The sequence below is a fragment of the Pseudidiomarina tainanensis genome, from assembly GCF_900115255.1.
Taxonomy (GTDB): Bacteria; Pseudomonadota; Gammaproteobacteria; order Enterobacterales; family Alteromonadaceae; genus Pseudidiomarina; species Pseudidiomarina tainanensis.
The window spans coordinates 138,467-155,877 of sequence record NZ_FOYU01000001.1; the positions used below are offsets into that span (position 1 = coordinate 138,467).

12 protein-coding genes and 2 tRNA genes are annotated in these 17,411 nt (G+C 46.7%); 11 read left to right on the forward strand and 3 right to left on the reverse strand.

Annotation, left to right across the window (positions count from 1 at the left end; genetic code table 11):
* Positions 1-158 precede the first annotated feature (158 nt).
* From BM292_RS00675 to ligA, 3 genes are read left to right on the forward strand one after another with little or no spacing between them, the layout of a single operon-like run.
* A complete protein-coding gene (locus tag BM292_RS00675; protein ID WP_092854293.1) occupies positions 159-3,605 on the forward strand; it encodes an AAA family ATPase in 3,447 nt (1,148 codons plus the stop codon).
* A 33-nt stretch (positions 3,606-3,638) separates the two neighbouring features.
* Positions 3,639-4,574 (forward strand): cell division protein ZipA, encoded by a 936-nt coding sequence (gene zipA, locus BM292_RS00680; protein ID WP_092854295.1) that lies wholly within the window; start codon positions 3,639-3,641, stop codon positions 4,572-4,574.
* 2 nt (positions 4,575-4,576) lie between these two features.
* Positions 4,577-6,619, forward strand: a complete 2,043-nt coding sequence (gene ligA, locus BM292_RS00685; protein ID WP_092854297.1) for an NAD-dependent DNA ligase LigA — start codon at positions 4,577-4,579, stop codon at positions 6,617-6,619.
* Positions 6,620-6,622: 3 nt separating this feature from the next.
* On the opposite strand, the gene BM292_RS00690 is transcribed toward ligA, so the two are convergent.
* Both BM292_RS00690 and gloB read right to left on the reverse strand, forming a co-directional pair.
* A complete protein-coding gene (locus tag BM292_RS00690; protein ID WP_092856806.1) occupies positions 6,623-8,236 on the reverse strand; it encodes a LysM peptidoglycan-binding domain-containing protein in 1,614 nt (537 codons plus the stop codon).
* A 36-nt stretch (positions 8,237-8,272) separates the two neighbouring features.
* Positions 8,273-8,986, reverse strand: coding sequence for a hydroxyacylglutathione hydrolase (gene gloB, locus BM292_RS00695; RefSeq protein WP_092854299.1), 714 nt, complete (start codon positions 8,984-8,986; stop codon positions 8,273-8,275).
* A gap of 65 nt (positions 8,987-9,051) precedes the next feature.
* Here gloB and BM292_RS00700 point away from each other — a divergent pair, with 65 nt between their 5' ends.
* Positions 9,052-9,777 carry a class I SAM-dependent methyltransferase gene (locus tag BM292_RS00700; protein ID WP_092854301.1) on the forward strand — a complete coding sequence of 242 codons (726 nt, stop codon included), beginning with the start codon at positions 9,052-9,054 and terminating at the stop codon, positions 9,775-9,777.
* Between the two features lie 29 nt (positions 9,778-9,806).
* Positions 9,807-10,202 carry a rhodanese-like domain-containing protein gene (locus tag BM292_RS00705; protein WP_092854303.1) on the forward strand — a complete coding sequence of 132 codons (396 nt, stop codon included), beginning with the start codon at positions 9,807-9,809 and terminating at the stop codon, positions 10,200-10,202.
* Here the strand turns inward: BM292_RS00705 and rnhA are convergent, their stop codons facing one another.
* Positions 10,203-10,673 (reverse strand): ribonuclease HI, encoded by a 471-nt coding sequence (rnhA, locus tag BM292_RS00710; protein ID WP_092854305.1) that lies wholly within the window; start codon positions 10,671-10,673, stop codon positions 10,203-10,205. It lies immediately after the preceding gene.
* Positions 10,674-10,911: 238 nt separating this feature from the next.
* Here rnhA and dnaQ point away from each other — a divergent pair, with 238 nt between their 5' ends.
* From dnaQ to BM292_RS00740, 6 genes are all read left to right on the forward strand, one after another.
* Positions 10,912-11,598 (forward strand): DNA polymerase III subunit epsilon, encoded by a 687-nt coding sequence (dnaQ, locus tag BM292_RS00715; RefSeq protein ID WP_092854307.1) that lies wholly within the window; start codon positions 10,912-10,914, stop codon positions 11,596-11,598.
* Between the two features lie 144 nt (positions 11,599-11,742).
* A tRNA-Asp gene (locus BM292_RS00720) sits at positions 11,743-11,819 on the forward strand.
* Between the two features lie 29 nt (positions 11,820-11,848).
* A tRNA-Asp gene (locus BM292_RS00725) sits at positions 11,849-11,925 on the forward strand.
* Between the two features lie 38 nt (positions 11,926-11,963).
* The gene (locus tag BM292_RS00730) at positions 11,964-12,311 is read left to right on the forward strand and encodes a YkgJ family cysteine cluster protein (protein WP_092854309.1); all 348 of its coding nucleotides are present in this window, start codon (positions 11,964-11,966) and stop codon (positions 12,309-12,311) included.
* Between the two features lie 112 nt (positions 12,312-12,423).
* The gene (locus BM292_RS00735) at positions 12,424-14,616 is read left to right on the forward strand and encodes a M3 family metallopeptidase (protein WP_092854311.1); all 2,193 of its coding nucleotides are present in this window, start codon (positions 12,424-12,426) and stop codon (positions 14,614-14,616) included.
* 180 nt (positions 14,617-14,796) lie between these two features.
* Positions 14,797-17,391, forward strand: coding sequence for a TonB-dependent receptor plug domain-containing protein (locus BM292_RS00740; RefSeq protein ID WP_092854313.1), 2,595 nt, complete (start codon positions 14,797-14,799; stop codon positions 17,389-17,391).
* Positions 17,392-17,411 lie beyond the last annotated feature (20 nt).

Sequence of the window (17,411 nt, forward strand, 5' to 3'; positions counted from 1 at the left end):
TCGTCTAAAGGTTTCTAATTTCTTGAAAATGTAAGTGTTAGTTAATCATTCTAGAACGTGTAAAGCTATTACAAAATTTACTATTATCTGCTAATGTCGAAACGATAATTAAACATGCAAAGTTTCTTCTTTTGGTAGCGAACTGATAACGATTATAAATGCGCCTAAAACACATTAAATTGGTTGGTTTTAAGTCGTTTGTAGACCCCACCAAGGTTCCATTTCCGCATCAGATGACGTGTGTGGTGGGCCCTAACGGTTGCGGTAAGTCAAACGTCATCGACGCGGTACGCTGGGTTCTCGGAGAGAGCTCGGCGAAAAACCTGCGTGGCGATGCCATGACGGATGTCATATTCAATGGTTCCAGCTCGCGTAAGCCAGTTTCTCAAGCCAGTGTCGAACTCGTTTTTGATAACTCTTCTGGGCGTATTCAGGGTGAATATGCAAACTATGCCGAAATTTCCGTAAAGCGACTAGTCACCCGAGATGGTCGCTCAGATTACTTCCTGAATAACAGTAAGTGCCGTCGCCGCGACATTACGGATTTGTTTTTAGGCACCGGCCTAGGGCCGCGGAGTTATGCCATTATTGAACAGGGTATGATCTCGCGTCTCATCGAATCCAAGCCTCAAGAGCTGCGAATTTTCATTGAAGAAGCTGCTGGTATTTCTAAGTATAAAGAGCGGCGCCGCGAGACTGAAAACCGTATGCAACATACCCGCGACAATCTCGATCGGTTAAACGATGTTCGTGACGAGTTAGGTAGTCAGTTGGACAAACTGCAACGCCAGGCTGCAGCGGCAAGGCGCTACAAGGATTTGAAATCTCAAGAGCGCAAATACAAAGCCGAATTGCAGGCATTACGTTGGTTAGCGCAAGAGCAACAAGCAGAACAAATTCGCACGACGATTCGAGAGCAGGAAACCGAGCTTGAGCGTTGGCTCGCCGAGCAACGTGGTAGTGAGCGCGGAACTCTTGAGTTGCGCGAACAAGCGGAAGAGACGAAGCAAAAGCTGGATGAGATTCAGCAGCAGTTTTATCAGTTGGGCAATGACATTACCCGCCATGAACATGAGCTACAAGGGTTGCGTCAGCAACAACAACAACGTGAACAGCGTCGCCACCAATTACAGGCGGAGATTGGGCAATTTGAACAAACGTTAGAAGATGACAAAGCACAGTGGCAGGAACTTGAACAGCAAAGAGAAATGCTGGCACCAGAGTTTGAATTAGCTGAGCAGCAACTCCAAGAAGCAGAACAGCGACTTGAGACGGAAGAGCATGCCTGGTTGCAATGGCAGGATGATTACCAACGTCATCTTGATGAACTGCAAAGACACCGTGAGGCGCAGCAGCAAGTGCAATTGCAACAGCAGCGCATTGAGCATCAACTTCAGCGGCAGCATGAAGAGTTGCAAAGAAACGGCAAAGAAGTTGTCGAGCTTAAGCAGCAATTGAATGAGATTACTAATCCAGAGTTACAGCAGCAAATTGATGAATTATCAGCTGCCCGAGAGCAATTAAAAGAACAACTTAGTGTTACCGATGCAAATATTGTCACTAATTCGTCGATGCTAGAGCAACTTCACGCTCAACGCGAACATCAGCAAAGCATGCAGCAGCAACTGTTGGGCCGGAAAAGTTCACTGGAGCATCTGTTGCAAGCCGCGCAAGCTGAAAGTTGGCCGGTCGCTGTACGAGAATGGTTACTAGAGCAGGGTATTGAACCGCTCGGTCAAGTTCGTGACTTGCTGCAAGTGAATACGATATGGCAATTTGCGGCAGAGCAAATTGTTACTGACTGGCTGGATGCTTGGGTTTTGCAAGAGCGCCCAAAACACTGGCCGGAACACTTGGGTGCGCGAATCGTCGTGCTAAGGGAACAATCTGTTGCTTCTAACAGTTTAGCCGAAGCTGTTTCCGGACCTTTGCGTCAATGGTCGTTGCTGAATGAAGTTAAGTGTGGTGAAGAACCTAGCGCAAAATCCATTGTCATTAACTCAGTTGGGCAACTGTGGTCAGTAGCGGGCTATCAAGCTCCACAAGTGGCTGCTGAAGATAGTCAGATTGCGCAACAACACGAATTACAGAGCGTTACCAGAGAGTTGCTGGAGCTCGAACAACAACTAACCGAAATTAATGAAAAGTTAGCCAAACAGAAGTCGGTCGCTGCAGATTTGCACCAGCTGCGTGAACAACAACGCGAGCATCTAAGTGAAATGCAAGCGCAGTACCTGAGCTTGTCGGAGAAGCTGCAATGGCAGACTCAACAGCGAGATTCGTTGACTACTAAGTTACAGCTCCTTGACGAGCAGAACGCTGCGACGAATCAGCAGTTGGAAATGCTTCAAATTGAACGCCAAGAACTCATTGAACAAGCTGATGTATTGCTCGAACAAGGCCAGCAACGTCAAGATGACGATTGGCAAGCACGGCGAGTAAAATTGCAGGAATCGCGTCAACAAGCACAAAATGCTCTGAGTACTGTACAAAAAAGCCACCAACAGCTGGTTTTGCAAATTCAGCAAACCGATTCGCAACGACAGCATTTGCAGACGTTAATCAGCCGGATTGAGGCACAAAAGCAACAAGCGAAGGAACAGCTATCCTTATTGGAGCAGCCAGACGAAGATAGCCATGAGCAATTAGAAATACTAGCTCTGCAACTTGAAGAATTGATCCAAAGACGTGAGCAAGTGGACGAGCAGCGTCGTGAGTGGGCGAATCGATTGAGTGAGCAAGAGGCTCAAATTCGAGAAATTAGTTCGGGTGCTCAGGGTGTACAAGGCCAAATAGAGAAAGTGCGGGTAAAACTGCAAAGTAGCCAAATGGAATTAGCTGCATTACAAGAGCGCACCCGTAATGTATTAGCGGTGTTGCAGGAAATGCAACAGCCACTTAAGCCAGTCCTCGAGCAATTATCTGAAGAGGCGAATGAAAAGGCTTGGCAAGCAGAGCTTGAACGCCTGCAAAACGCGATTCAGCGGTTAGGCGCAATCAACCTAGCGGCCATCGAAGAAGCTGAAGTGTTGGCGGAACGTAAAGAATACCTGGACCAGCAACACGAAGATTTGTCCTCGTCGCTGGAAACACTAGAAACGGCAATTCGCAAAATTGATAAAGAGACTCGTCAGCGTTTCCGTACCACCTATGATGCTGTGAATAGTGGCTTGCAAGAACTATTTCCAAAAGTGTTCGGTGGTGGTAGCGCTTATCTTGAACTAACCGATGACGATTTGTTGGAAACCGGCGTTACTATCATGGCGCGGCCACCAGGTAAGAAAAACAGTACAATTCATTTGCTTTCTGGTGGTGAAAAAGCGCTAACGGCTTTATCATTGGTTTTTGCAATTTTTCGTTTAAATCCGGCGCCATTTTGTTTACTTGATGAAGTTGATGCGCCGCTGGATGATGCGAACGTTGGGCGTTTTTGCCGACTTGTTGAAGAAATGTCCGCGACCGTTCAATTTATTTATATCAGTCATAATAAAGTGGCGATGGAAATGGCATCCCATTTGGCTGGGGTTACCATGCAAGAAGCCGGCGTATCGCGGCTAGTCGCAGTGGATATTGACGAAGCCGTGGCGCTCACCGAAGCGTCCTAATATGAAAACGAATGACCAAGTGAGTAGCATGTTATGAGTACGATGCAGATTGTTTTTAGTATCATCGGATTAGTGCTGATTGCCGCCATTGTGGGGCATGGTGTGTGGACGATTCGGAAAAATGAAAAGCGTCAGCAAGAGCAAGCTGCGGCTGTGGAACAAAAACGTCAGCGTGCCAGCTCCAGTGATTTTGATGACGATGGTATTGGTGAGGTTCGTGTCGTGAAGCGCACGCCGAGTGCGACACCAGCTAATCCATCTGTCAGCGCAGCTGAACAATCTGTCGATACCACTAAGGTTTCTAACGATAAACCGAAGGCAGAACAAGCGCCAGCGGTTGCTCCGACAATTCGAGCCACCGATGAAGAACCTGAGTTAGATTTGCCAGAAGTGACTGTTGATGATGAAGAGGTGAAGGCGCGTGCGGTTGCAGCGAAGCCAGCGCCACAACAAGCTGATAAGAAAGATATTTCACCCCAGCCGGCGCAACAAAGTATGGATTTGCCGTTGGAACGCGACGATGACGAGCCCATTATTACCGAAGAGCCAGAAGAAGTTATCGTACTGCATGTAACGGGTAACATTGAAGGTGCAATTTTATTACAACAAATGACCGAGTTAGGCTTTAAGTTTGGCGATTTTGACATCTTCCATCGCCATGTTGATACAGCAGGAAATGGCCCTGTATTGTTTAGCTTGGCGAACATGTTCAATCCCGGTAGTTTCAATATCGATACGATCGAAACGTTCCAAACCGAAGGCGTTGCATTGTTTTTAGCGCTTCCTATTAAAAGCAATTCGCTGCAAGCTTTTAACATGATGCACAACGCTGCCGTGAAACTTGCCGCAGCCGTTTCGCGCGGACATGTCTTAGACGAACACCGTAACCCGCTCACGCGTCAGGCTGTGCAGCATATTCATCAGCGTATTCGTGAGTTCGAGCGTAAACGTTTAATTAAGCAAAATTAATCATGACTAAAGATTTATTTGATGAAACACCGAGCGCGTCGCTTGAGCAACAGCAACGCGCGACTTATCTCCGTGATCTTTTAACTCGCTATAACCGCGAATATTACGAACTCGATGAGCCGTCAGTGCCTGACGCAGAGTACGATCGACTCTTCCGTGAACTACAGCAATTAGAACAAAGTTATCCAGAATTACAACACGCTGACTCACCTACGCAGAAAGTCGGGGGGCAAGCGCTTGACGCATTCTCACAGGTTACCCATGAAACACCGATGTTGAGTCTAGATAATGCGTTTTCGGAAGATGAATTTGATGCGTTTGCAAAGCGTGTTGCTGAGCGCCTTGATAGTGCCAGCGACGTGGCGTTCTGCTGTGAACCGAAACTTGATGGTGCAGCGGTAAGTATTCTTTATGAAAACGGCAAGCTTGTTCGTGCCGCTACGCGTGGCGATGGACAAACCGGTGAAGATATTACCGCTAACGTTCGAACTATTCGTAATGTGCCGTTACAGCTTCTTGAAGATTTTCCGGAACGTTTAGAGGTACGTGGTGAAGTGTTTATGCCAATCCACGCCTTCGAGCAATATAACGAGAGAGCCGCTGCTGCAGGAGAGAAAACCTTCGCCAACCCACGGAATGCTGCTGCAGGTAGTTTACGGCAACTCGATAGCCGCATGACCGCGCGTCGCCCGTTGCATTTTTATGCCTATAGCATGGGCGTGGTTAGCCCCGATGCCGATTTAGCGGCGACTCACTTCGAACGTTTGCACCAATTGCAACGCTGGGGCTTGCCGATTAGTGAAGAAATTAAGTTAGTCAGTGAGGCGGCCGGCTGCCACGCGTATTACCAAGACATCTTGCAGCGTCGTGACAGCTTGCGTTACGAGATAGATGGTATTGTATTAAAAGTGAATTCGATTGCGCTGCAAAGCGATTTAGGATTTGTTTCTCGGGCACCGCGCTGGGCTATCGCTTGGAAATTTCCAGCACAAGAAGAGTTAACGATTATTCGAGGTGTTGATTTTCAAGTTGGACGAACCGGTGCAATAACTCCTGTGGCGCGTTTAGAGCCAGTGGCTGTAGGTGGTGTTACGGTTTCCAATGCAACGCTTCACAACGCTGATGAAATTGAACGGCTGGATATTCGCATGGGCGATACTGTTATTATTCGTCGCGCCGGCGATGTCATTCCGCAGGTCGTTCAAGTTGTTCATGAACGTCGCCCAGAAAATGCTGAACAGATTGTTTTTCCGCAACATTGTCCGGTTTGTGAGTCGCATATTGAGCGTGCCGAAGGCGAGGCGGTGGCACGGTGTACGGGTGGTTTGATTTGCGCTGCGCAGCGACGTGAAGCGTTGAAGCACTTTGCATCTCGCAAAGCCATGGATATAGATGGTTTGGGCGATAAATTAATTGAACAGCTTGTTGAGCGCGATTGGGTTAAATCGCCTGCTGATTTATACCGTCTGCGAGTACGTGAACTTGCTCACTTGCCACGAATGGGCGAAAAGTCAGCAGAAAAAATTGTAGCGGCAATTGCCGCAAGTAAAGAAACAACATTACCGCGCTTTCTGTACGCATTGGGTATTCGCGAGGTTGGGGAAGCAACGGCCGCTAATTTAGCGAGTCACTTTAGTGAGTTATCGCTAATTTCAACTGCAGATATTGAGGCACTAGAACAAGTGACTGATGTTGGTGGCGTTGTCGCAAGCCATATTTATCAATTTTTTCGCGAGCCCCATAATCAGCAAGTCATCGAAGAGCTACTCGAACTTGGTATTGTCTGGCCGGCAGTCAAGAAAATCGCGGAGAGCGAGGCGACGCTTGCAGGTAACACATATGTGCTAACGGGTACCTTAACGCAAATGACGCGTGATGAGGCGAAGCAAGCGCTGCAAGCGAAAGGGGCTAAGGTGTCTGGCAGTGTGTCGGCAAAAACTACAGCTGTTATTGCTGGGGATAATGCTGGTTCGAAGTTAACGAAGGCTGAACAGCTGGGTGTCACAATTTTGAGTGAGGCCGATTTAATCGACCTCCTCAAATAACTCTTAAGATTGGGTATTCAACCGGGTTACGTCAACATACAGTTTCAGTTGCTGACCCGGTTGCAAGTAATTGCTGCGGCTAATTTGATTCCATTTTTCAATATCAGTAATGGTGACATTAAACCGAGAAGCAATACGGGCGAGTGAGTCTCCCGAGCGGACTTTATAGTTGAGACTACGCACCACACCAGCCGGTTTTTCCGATTGAGGCAACCAAACGACTAGTGTTTTGCCGGGGCGTAACGGGTCGGTTGGTGCCATACCATTCCAGCTTGCTAGCTTGCGCAAATTAACATTGTACTCGCGACTGATATCCCACAAAGTGTCGCCACGTACAACTTCGTGCTCTACTTTGTAAGCTCCGCGTGATTCAGATTGTTTACTAACCAAACGCTGCTCGGCTGATAAACTGTAGTCATCAAGATCGCGCGTGGCCACCGGAACTAACAAATGTTCGCCAGCGCGAATAATATGCCCTGAAATGTTATTCGCCTGCTGAATCGCTTTCGCTGTAGTGTGGTATTGCTTCGCAATAACCAACAAACTCTCACCTGACTTCACCTTATGGCGTGTCCACTGCACCAGCTCTTTGCTGTCTGCAGTAGCCAACCATGCTTGAAGCTTTTCAGCATGTTCAATCGGTAACAGCAGTCGGTGAGGGCCAACTGGGTCGGTTGCCCAACGGTTATAGGCTGAGTTGTAATGGTGCAGCGTATCTAAATCGAGTTCTGCCATTTCCGCAGCTTTCGCCAGATCGATTTGGCTTTGCGCTTCGACAATCGCTAAGTAAGGCGTGTTATCGATAGGCAGCCAGTGCTGAGCATAATCGTCGTAGTTCTTCAAAATATCAGCTAGCGCCAATAGTTTGGGTACATAAGCGCGTGTCTCACGGGGTAAATCGAGAGACCAAAAATCGGTTGGTTTACCGGCGCGCTTATTTTTCCGAATGGCATTAGCGACACGCCCCTCGCCTGAGTTATATGCTGCAAGAGCATGTAGCCAATCGCCATCAAAGCGCTTTTGTAACGCATCTAAGTAATCCAAAGCCGCATGTGTTGCTGCGTAAACATCGCGACGGCCGTCGTACCACCAATTGATCTCTAAACCATAGTGGCGAGCGGTACCCGGTATAAATTGCCATACGCCAGCGGCTCGACCATGAGAATAAGCAAATGGATCGAATGCACTCTCGACAATTGGCAATAATGCTAATTCGAGCGGCATATTACGGCGTTCTATTTCATCAACAATTAAGTACATGAAGGGTTGTGCGCGTTTTGCAACCCGCTCCATGTAGGTCGGGTTATTGAGGTACCAGTTACGCTGGCTGACTAAGCGCGGTACTTCAGGAGCTTCCATGGTGAGTTGTCGTTTAATACGAAGCCATAAATCAGCTTCTTCTTGTGGTGTAAGCTCGACCTCGGTAACGGTACTGACTTCCAATTCAGATGTTTCAGCTTCTTTTTCAACATCATTTATTGGCGCCGCAATACGCTCTTCTGGAACCGTTTGCACGGTCGTACTGGCGTCTGCAGGTTGATCTTGCCACGGCAGAGTAGAGCAGCCACTAAGGATGCTTGAAGATATTGCGATAGCTAACCATTTTTTCATGTACATCATTCCAAAACTCTAAATTGCTGGCAGTTTACGGGATTAGAACTGGTCTTTCCACTGTCGCAGTCGAGCGAACTCTGCAACCGTTGGTGCCCGCAAAAACGGATTAATTTGTTTTTCGAAGCCGATCGTGCTGGGTAACGTTTTTAACCCATGTTCACGCAGCGCTTTCACTTGTTCACTATACCGGCGAATTTCCTGATTATTAGGTTCGGCCGCCAACGCAAACTCAAGGTTTGCTGCAGTATACTCATGAGCACAATAGACGTTGGTAGCGTCAGGTAGTTCAGCTAAGCACTGTAAAGATTTGTGAAACTGTTCAGGCTTACCTTCGAACATTCGGCCACAGCCAGCAGAAAATAATGTATCACCCACGAAAACGTGGCCTGGAGTATAAAAACAAATATGATCGAGGGTGTGCCCTGGTGTACAGAAAACGGTGTATTCACGGTCATCGCCATCAACTGAAAAGCGTTCAAGGTGTTCGAGTGGGCGACTCACGCCCTGAATATGTCCGCCACGAGGGCCATAAACCGGAACGTCATAATCTTTTAATAAATCGACCAAGCCGTTGGTGTGGTCCCAGTGATGATGGGTAATAAAAAACGCCATAATACCGACATCATGACCGCGTAACCAATCGCGAACAGGTTCTGCTTCGCCGGGATCGACAATAATTGCATCCGAGCCAGCATATGGCTGAATGGCCCAAATATAGTTATCATCAAATGCAGGAATCGCAGCGATATGCATGTAATCACCTAATGAATTAATGAATATAAACACTTTATAGGCGCAGATTATAAAGGGGGCAAGCAATGATGTTAATGCCAGCGCGTCGAATAACGTCGACACCTGCACCAACAAGCTGGTCACAGCTGCCTCATGGCGAATGGCTCCAAGCAGAGTTAAGTAAGGCGTTGGCACCGAGTTGTGCAAAAGTTTTTGGCTATCACTTTGCCCGGGTTGGACAGCTTGCGAAGGCGTTGGAACTGCCAGATTTAAGAGTACAACATGAGTTTTCTGCTGCGCTTACTGCAGGGGCTGATATTCAAACCGATCTAGAATATTGGCCATTTGCCGAAGGTGTACTCGATGCTGTTATAATGATCGGCCAGCTTGAATTTGAGCGAGATCCACACCAAGTATTGCGAGAGCTTAGTCGCAGCCTTATTGCTGATGGCCACTTAATTCTGGCCAGCTTTAATCCAGTCAGTCCAGCGGTATTGGCAGGATTCTGGCCAAATAATACGAAAAAAGTACCATGGCGTGGGCGTTATTTTAGCAAAGCACGTATTAATGATTGGCTAGCTCTGTTAAATTTTGAAATTATTGATAGCGGTTATGTTGCACCAACGATGATGTTTGCGAAAACAAACTCACCAAGTGTCGGTTTGGGTCACATTGCAAGATACCTTCCGCAAGTTGGGTCAATGTACTACATCGTCGCTAGAAAACGAGAGTTTCCGCTGACGGTAGTGCGGCATAAACAGCGAGCAAAACCTCGTGTTAATGCATTACCGGTGGCAAATCGAGTGAAATAATCTGATTAAGAACTAAATAGGAGTTGTTGATGTTAAGTTCACAGGAATTATGTGCTAAGGCGCGCTCAAACGTGTCTGAAATTGATGTTCACGAGTTACAACAGAAAATTGCTGAAGGCGCGCGCGTCATTGATGTGCGTGAACCGGGTGAATTTGCCGCAGGTCATATCCGCCAAGCAGTCAACATGCCGCGAGGTGTATTGGAAATGCAAATAAATCAGCACCCAGCGGTCGCTGGCTATGATGATGCATTGCAGCGCATTGCGGCAGAGCCACTTTATTTAATCTGTCGCTCAGGCGGACGCTCTGCTTTAGCTGCAGAATCACTCGTTCGCATGGGATTTGAACAAGCGAAAGTTATTTCCGTCGCCGGTGGCATGCAGGCGTGGGAAGAAGCGAAATATCCACAGGTAGCAGGTGAGTAATTAGCTACTGGGATTAAAACCCGTGTCGTCCTGCAGTTTCGAACTTTCTGCGGCGGCACGGGCCAATTCGTCACAACGCTCATTTTGCGGGTGGCCATTATGGCCCTTAACCCAGTCCCAACGAATCGTGTGGCGCTGTACTGCAGTGTCGAGCGCTTGCCATAAATCTGCATTTTTTACCGGCTTTTTTGCCGACGTACGCCAACCGTTCTTTTTCCAGTTGTGAATCCACGATTGAATGCCCTGACGCAGGTACTGACTGTCTGTAGTTAAGATGATATCGCACGGTCGTTTTAGCGCTTCCAGACCTTTAATTGCAGCGAGCATTTCCATGCGGTTATTGGTTGTTAACTTATAACCAGCTGAGAGTTCTTTTTTATGTTCACCGTACTCGATAACAATACCGTAGCCACCTGGCCCTGGGTTGCCAAGGCATGAACCATCAGTATAGATATGCACCTTTTTAGACATGAAAGCGTTACTCGTTCTTAGTTATTTGTTACTGGTTATTCGAACAACCGAGTCTAGCAGATATGCAAGACAATGTGCGTTAGATAAATTTAAATGTATTTACTTGTCCCATCACACTAAAACAAGCACACTAATAACGAATAATGAATAATGAATAATGAATAATGAATAATGAATAATGAATAATGAATAATGAATAATGAATAATGAATAACGAATAACTAATAACGGAATCCCCATGCGACAAATAGTACTTGATACAGAAACGACCGGTTTAGACCCCGCACAAGGGCACCGCATTATCGAAATCGGTGCAGTTGAAGTTATTCGTCGAAAATTAACCGGACGTACCTTCCATGCTTATATCAATCCGCAACGTGTGGTTGAGCAAGAAGCAATAGAAGTTCATGGTATTACCAATGAATTTCTAGAAGATAAGCCAGTATTTGCACAGATCGCCGATGAGTTTCTGTCGTTTATCGATGGCGCGGAACTAGTCATTCACAACGCAGCATTTGACGTCGGATTTATTGATCATGAATTTCGACTGCTCCGCAACGGATTTGGTAAAACGACGGATTATTGCCAAATACTCGATACCTTGATGCTGGCTCGAGAAAAGCGCCCCGGACAAAAGAACAACCTTGATGCGTTATGTCGTGCTTATGGTATCGATAACTCAAACCGTACCTTTCACGGGGCTTTGCTAGATGCCGAGTTATTAGCTGACGTTTATCTGATGATGACTGGTGGGCAGACTAGACTTGAATTAGCCGGTCAAAATAAGAATGCTCAAGGTAGCCATAGTACTGGATGGACGCGTATTGAGAATAAACCACCGTTAAAAATCGTTACGGCAACCGCAGAAGAAGAGCAACAGCACCAAGCTCGATTACAGCTTATTCAAAACCACATTTGGTCATAAAATCTATACTTTTTGCTGGTTTTGATGATTTTTCACGCAAACGAATCAAAAGTTGAAAAAAAAGGTTGACGATAGAATCCGGCGCTCGTAATATTCGCTCCGCATTCAGGGGGACCCATCCGGGAAACTCGGAATTAGGAAAGCGGAGCGGTAGTTCAGTTGGTTAGAATACCGGCCTGTCACGCCGGGGGTCGCGGGTTCGAGTCCCGTCCGCTCCGCCACTTTCCTGAAATTGGTTTCATACCGCTGCGGAGCGGTAGTTCAGTTGGTTAGAATACCGGCCTGTCACGCCGGGGGTCGCGGGTTCGAGTCCCGTCCGCTCCGCCATTTCAAACGATTATCTGTTCTTATTGGAGTGTCGTACGATGAGTTTGGCTAACGCCTGCTTGACGTGTGGGGCTTGCTGCGCGTCTTATCGTGTGTCGTTTTACTGGGGCGAAGCTACTGGCGCTCCTGAAGGCTATGTTCCCAGCGAACTAACCGAATCATTTCATCCTCATCTATTGTGCATGCAAGGCACGAATCAAAAAAATCCGCGTTGTGTCGCTCTCGAAGGCGAAATTGGGCAACAGGTTAGTTGTTCTATTTACGCGAATCGACCGAGTCCATGCCGTGAATTCAGCATCTCTGAAAATGGTTCTAATCCATATTGTGATAAAGCGCGCGCAAAATATGGCTTAAGTCAGCTCATTCCTGTGCAAGAAGTAGCCTAGAAGCCGTTAGATTGGGGCAAATTGTTACAATTGTGCCATGAACGGCTCTTGAGCGTGGTTGCTATGAGGGGTACATTAGTACAGTTAAATACAACCACAAGGGAGAATCATTATGCGCAAGAGCCTCATCGCTGTTGCTATCGGCGCGGCATTAACGGTTGCCGCATGTTCAGATAAAGATGCGACTCAGCAAGTTACTGACACGGCACAAACTGAACAAGCACAGACTCAACAAACCCAGTCTGCTGAATTCAATCAAAATAACCCATTCTATGCTGAGAGCACTTTGCCATACCATGCTCCAGATTTCTCAAAGATCAAATTTGAGCACTATAAACCAGCGTTTGAAGCAGGTATGGCCGAGCATGCTGAAGAAATTGCAGCAATTGCTAACAACCCTGAAGCGCCTACGTTCGAAAACACCATCGTTGCAATGGAACGTTCTGGTGCATTGTTAGGTCGCGTTTCTTCTGTTTTCTACAATGTCGCAGGTTCTAACGGTAACGACGATACTCGTGCACTACAAGGCGAGCTGGCGCCGAAAATGGCGGCGCATCGTGACAACATCATGTTGAACCCAGATTTGTTTGCTCGCGTTAAAACTGTTTACGAAAACCGCGACAGTCTTGATGGCGAAGCATTGCGTTTGGTTGAAGATACCTACAAAGGTTTTGTTCGCGCTGGCGCTGAATTAAGCGAAGACGCGAAAGCACAAATTCGTGAAATCAACAGCGAAATTTCTTCGCTAACAACTGAATTCCAACGCAACTTAATGAATCTTGCCAAAGAAAACATGGTTGTTGTTGAAGATAAGGCGCAATTAGCAGGCTTGAGTGAAGCTGAGATCAAGCAACTTGCTGAAGCTGCAACGGCTGCAGGTCATGATGGTAAGTATGCGATTTCCATTACCAATACAACACGTCAGCCAATTCTAGCGTCGCTTGAAAATCGTGAATTACGGCAGCGTGTTTGGGAAGCTTCAGCATACCGTGGTACTGGTAATACAGCGACGGACAACCGCCCATTAGTGAAACGTCTCGCTGAATTGCGAGCAGAAAAAGCGCAACTCCTCGGCTACGATAACTGGGGTAAATATGTTCTCGAAACCAGCATGGCTGGAACTCCTGAAGCGGCACAAAAAATGCTACGCGATTTGGTGCCTGCGGTTGTGAGCAATGTCGAAGCCGAGCAAGCTGAAATCCAAGCAATGATTGATGCGGAAGGCGGCGACTTTGAAGTTCAACCGTGGGATTGGGCATATTACGCAGAAAAAGTGCGTGCTGAAAAGTATGCGCTTGATGCAGAAGAAGTTAAGAAATACTTCGAATTCAACCGTGTTGTAGAAGACGGTGTGTTCTTTGCAATGAACCAATTATTCGGTATCACGTTTGATCAACGCGATGATATTCCGACATATGGCGATAATATCCGTGTTTACGAAGTGAAAGACGTTGACGGTGAAACCTTAGGTCTGTTCTATGGCGACTGGTTTACTCGCGATGGTAAGCGCGGTGGTGCATGGATGAGCTCGTTTGTTAGCCAATCGAACTTGCTCGATCAGAAACCTGTTATTTTGAATAACCAGAACATCAAAAAAGCAGCAGAAGGTCCAACTTTCTTGAGCTTTGATGAAGTGAGCACCATGTTCCACGAAATGGGTCATGGCTTACACGGTATGTTCTCAGACGTCATGTACCCGTCACTTGCCGGTACCTCTGTATCGCGTGATTATGTTGAGTTTCCGTCAACTTTCCAAGAAGACTGGATGCTCAATGAAAAGGTGTTGAATAACTTTGCGAAGCATTATGAAACTGGCGAACCAATGCCAAAAGAATTGCTTGATAAAGTGATGGCAGCGAAGAACTTTAATATGGGTTACGACACGCTTGAGTATATTGCGTCAGCCCTGTTGGATTTCGAATATCACACGTTAACGCCAGAAGCCGCTGCAAGCATTGAAGACGTTGCTGCGTTTGAAGCCGCAGCGTTAGAGCGCAATGGCGTCGCAGTTGATGCGGTACCACCGCGTTATAAATCAACGTTCTTCGCGCACGTATTCGCTGGCGGTTACTCAGCAGGGTACTACGCATACATGTGGTCTGAAATTTTGGCTGCCGATGCATTCAAATATATGCAAGAGCAGGGTGGTCTGACTTTAGAAAACGGCCAAAAATTCCGTGACACCATCTTGTCAAAAGGAAATAGCAAAGACCCAATGCAGCAGTACATTGATTTCCGTGGTCAAGAACCAACTGGTGAAGCACTTCTTGAGCGTCGCGGTTTAACGACACCGAAAATCGATTAACATAAATACAAAGTTAAAAAGGGGTAAAGCTTCGGCTTTACCCTTTTTTTTGTTTAATAAATAGCTGAATACTGTCAGTAAGGTGATGTTTAAGCTTAAAAATTTGATTTTTGTCAAAAATGCATCATAAATAAAGGTGACCATTTTGTCACATTAATAAAACAACCAGGAAACATTATTATGACAAGTTTAGCTAAGTCATTTAACTTATCGCTGAGTGCTCTTGCTGTCGCGTCATTGCTGCCTAGCGTTGCTGCGGCACAAGACCAATCAGAAAGTCAGAATGCTGATGAGGCACAAGAACGGATTATTGTAACGGGTTCACGAATCAACCGTACTGACATGGAAACCGCTTCACCGATTGATATTATTTCTCGGGAAGACATTGAAGCTTCGGGCTTCTCAAACCTTCAACAAATTCTAGAACGCTCACCGGCGGCAGGTGCAGGGACGTTTTCGACTCGTGGAAATAGCCAAGATTCAACGGCTAACGGCGGTGCTGCAGTAAGTTTACGCGGCTTCGGTGCCGACGCAACGCTAGTATTAGTTAATGGTCGACGGGTTAATGTATCAGCGTTCGCTGAGGGGGTAGCGAATTCGTTTGTCGATATTAATACTATTCCGGTATCTGCAATTGAACGTATTGATATCTTAAAAGATGGTGCGTCAGCGCTCTACGGTTCCGATGCAGTTGCCGGTGTCGTAAACGTTATCTTGCGTAAAGACTTCGATGGTATGGAATTAAGTCTAAGTCATGGTAGTACCACCGGACCAAGTTACGACGAAACTTCAATGAGTACCGTGTGGGGTACCGGTTCAGGGCGTAATAATACCACAGTAATTTTTGATTATTATCGCAACACTTCAATTATGGGGAGTGAAATGGGTCGTTTTGGTACAGCAAACCAAGCGCCGTATGGTGGTAATGATTTTCGGTCATCACGCGGATATCCGGGTAATTTTATCCTAAATGGCGAAGTTGTGATCGACCCAGGCTGCCCGGAAGAAAATACGTTTGGTCAAACCTGTGTGTATGATTACGGTCCCGCTACGATGACTTGGCCTGAAGCAGAACGTGTAGGGGCCATGGTTCTATCAAACTTTGAAGTTAGCGCTAATGTTGATGCATACATTGAGTTTGCTGTACAACACAACAGTTCAAAAGCTGGTGGCGCAGCAACACCTCTAGACGGTGATGCTGGTTTATATGTGCCAGCAGATCATCCAAACAACCCTTTTGGTGAGTACGTCGATATTAACCGCTATCGAACAGTTGATGCAGGTAATCGAGTTTGGGATATCGAGTCTGATACATTACGGTTCGTCGCAGGTTTGCGCGGTATGCTTGGCGCTTGGGATTGGGATGTATCGGCAACCAAAGCACGTAGTCGCGGATTGCAGACCGGCAATAAAGACCAAGGTTGGGTACGTACAGACTTCTTGCAAGAGGAAATTAATGCAGGTCGATATAATCCATTTGGCGGTGTTACCAATGATCCGGAAGTTATTGATGCCATCACAACCAGTCTCGTCCGTCGTGGCGAATCCCATCTGACTGCAGTCGATGGAAGCATCACCGGTGAATTATTCCAGTTAGGCGATAACTATGTATCGATGGCGGCTGGCTTTGAATATCGCGAGGAAGATGTTGTCGACACACCAGATGACCAGTTCCAGCGTGGTTTGATTTTTGGTACCGAGTCGGTGTCAGCTCAAGCAGAACGAGATCAGTGGGCAGCCTATGCTGAGTTTCTAGTGCCAGTGAGTGACGCTGTCGAGGTCAGTTTAGCCGTACGCCATGATGATTATAGCGATTTCGGTTCAAGTACCAACCCGCAAGGTAAGATTCAATGGTTTGTCACTGATGACTTTACCTTAAGAGCTTCGGCCGGAACCGGATTCCGTGCGCCATCACTCGCGCAAATTGGTCTAGGTCCGTCACAAGTATCCCAATTCTTTACTGATACCTATCGCTGTCCGACTCCTGATCCGAGCAATCCAGCGTGTGCTGCAACCGATTACACAATTGTGTTTAGCGGTAACCCAAATCTGGAAGCTGAAGAATCCGAAAGCTGGAACATTGGTGGTGTTTGGCAGATCAATGACGCTTGGGATATCAGTGCTGACTATTGGTCAATCACTCAAGATAACAAAATTGATCGCAATGATTTTGAGTTAGTTTATGAAGCTGAGTGTAACGACCAGAATAGTACTGTTTGTGTTCGTTTAGATCCGTTACCAGGGCAGGAACTTGGTTCGTTATCTACCTTATACAACAGCTATATCAATATTAGCTCGCAAGAAGCGAGTGGCCTTGATCTCTCTACCAACTATTTAATGTCATTGAATGATATGGGTGATCTGAAATTCGCACTAGATTGGACCTACATGACTAAGTTTGAGAAAAACGGTATTGATTATGCTGGTGAATATAACTATCCAGAGCACCGTTGGATTGGTAGTGTTGACTGGAGTCGCGATGCATGGGGCGCAACAGCCATCGTGACATACATCGGTGAATTTGAAGACTATCAGTCTCCACAAGATGTCGAGGCGAGTAAAGCGCGTACCGTAGATGCAATGATGTTGCTCGATTTACAAATGCGCTATGACTTTAGCCAAAGCACCCGTTTAACTTTTGGTGCTAATAACGTACTTGATGAAGAGCCGCCATTTGCTATTGGCGATGGTGACGGCGATTTATATGGTTATGCGTCCAGTGTCCACAATCCTCGTGGTGCATTCGTATATGCCAAAGTAAACTTCAAGTTCTAACATCGTAAAATGCAATGTTA

Excerpts from the sequence above, each read along its gene's own strand:
- BM292_RS00675 (WP_092854293.1), top strand. The coding sequence starts at position 159 with ATGCGCCTAAAACACATTAAATTGGTTGGTTTTAAGTCGTTTGTAGAC.
- zipA (WP_092854295.1), top strand. The coding sequence starts at position 3,639 with ATGAGTACGATGCAGATTGTTTTTAGTATCATCGGATTAGTGCTGATT.
- ligA (WP_092854297.1), top strand. The coding sequence starts at position 4,577 with ATGACTAAAGATTTATTTGATGAAACACCGAGCGCGTCGCTTGAGCAA.
- BM292_RS00690 (WP_092856806.1), bottom strand. The coding sequence starts at position 8,236 with ATGTACATGAAAAAATGGTTAGCTATCGCAATATCTTCAAGCATCCTT.
- gloB (WP_092854299.1), bottom strand. The coding sequence starts at position 8,986 with ATGCATATCGCTGCGATTCCTGCATTTGATGATAACTATATTTGGGCC.
- BM292_RS00700 (WP_092854301.1), top strand. The coding sequence starts at position 9,052 with ATGATGTTAATGCCAGCGCGTCGAATAACGTCGACACCTGCACCAACA.
- BM292_RS00705 (WP_092854303.1), top strand. The coding sequence starts at position 9,807 with ATGTTAAGTTCACAGGAATTATGTGCTAAGGCGCGCTCAAACGTGTCT.
- rnhA (WP_092854305.1), bottom strand. The coding sequence starts at position 10,673 with ATGTCTAAAAAGGTGCATATCTATACTGATGGTTCATGCCTTGGCAAC.
- dnaQ (WP_092854307.1), top strand. The coding sequence starts at position 10,912 with ATGCGACAAATAGTACTTGATACAGAAACGACCGGTTTAGACCCCGCA.
- BM292_RS00730 (WP_092854309.1), top strand. The coding sequence starts at position 11,964 with ATGAGTTTGGCTAACGCCTGCTTGACGTGTGGGGCTTGCTGCGCGTCT.
- BM292_RS00735 (WP_092854311.1), top strand. The coding sequence starts at position 12,424 with ATGCGCAAGAGCCTCATCGCTGTTGCTATCGGCGCGGCATTAACGGTT.
- BM292_RS00740 (WP_092854313.1), top strand. The coding sequence starts at position 14,797 with ATGACAAGTTTAGCTAAGTCATTTAACTTATCGCTGAGTGCTCTTGCT.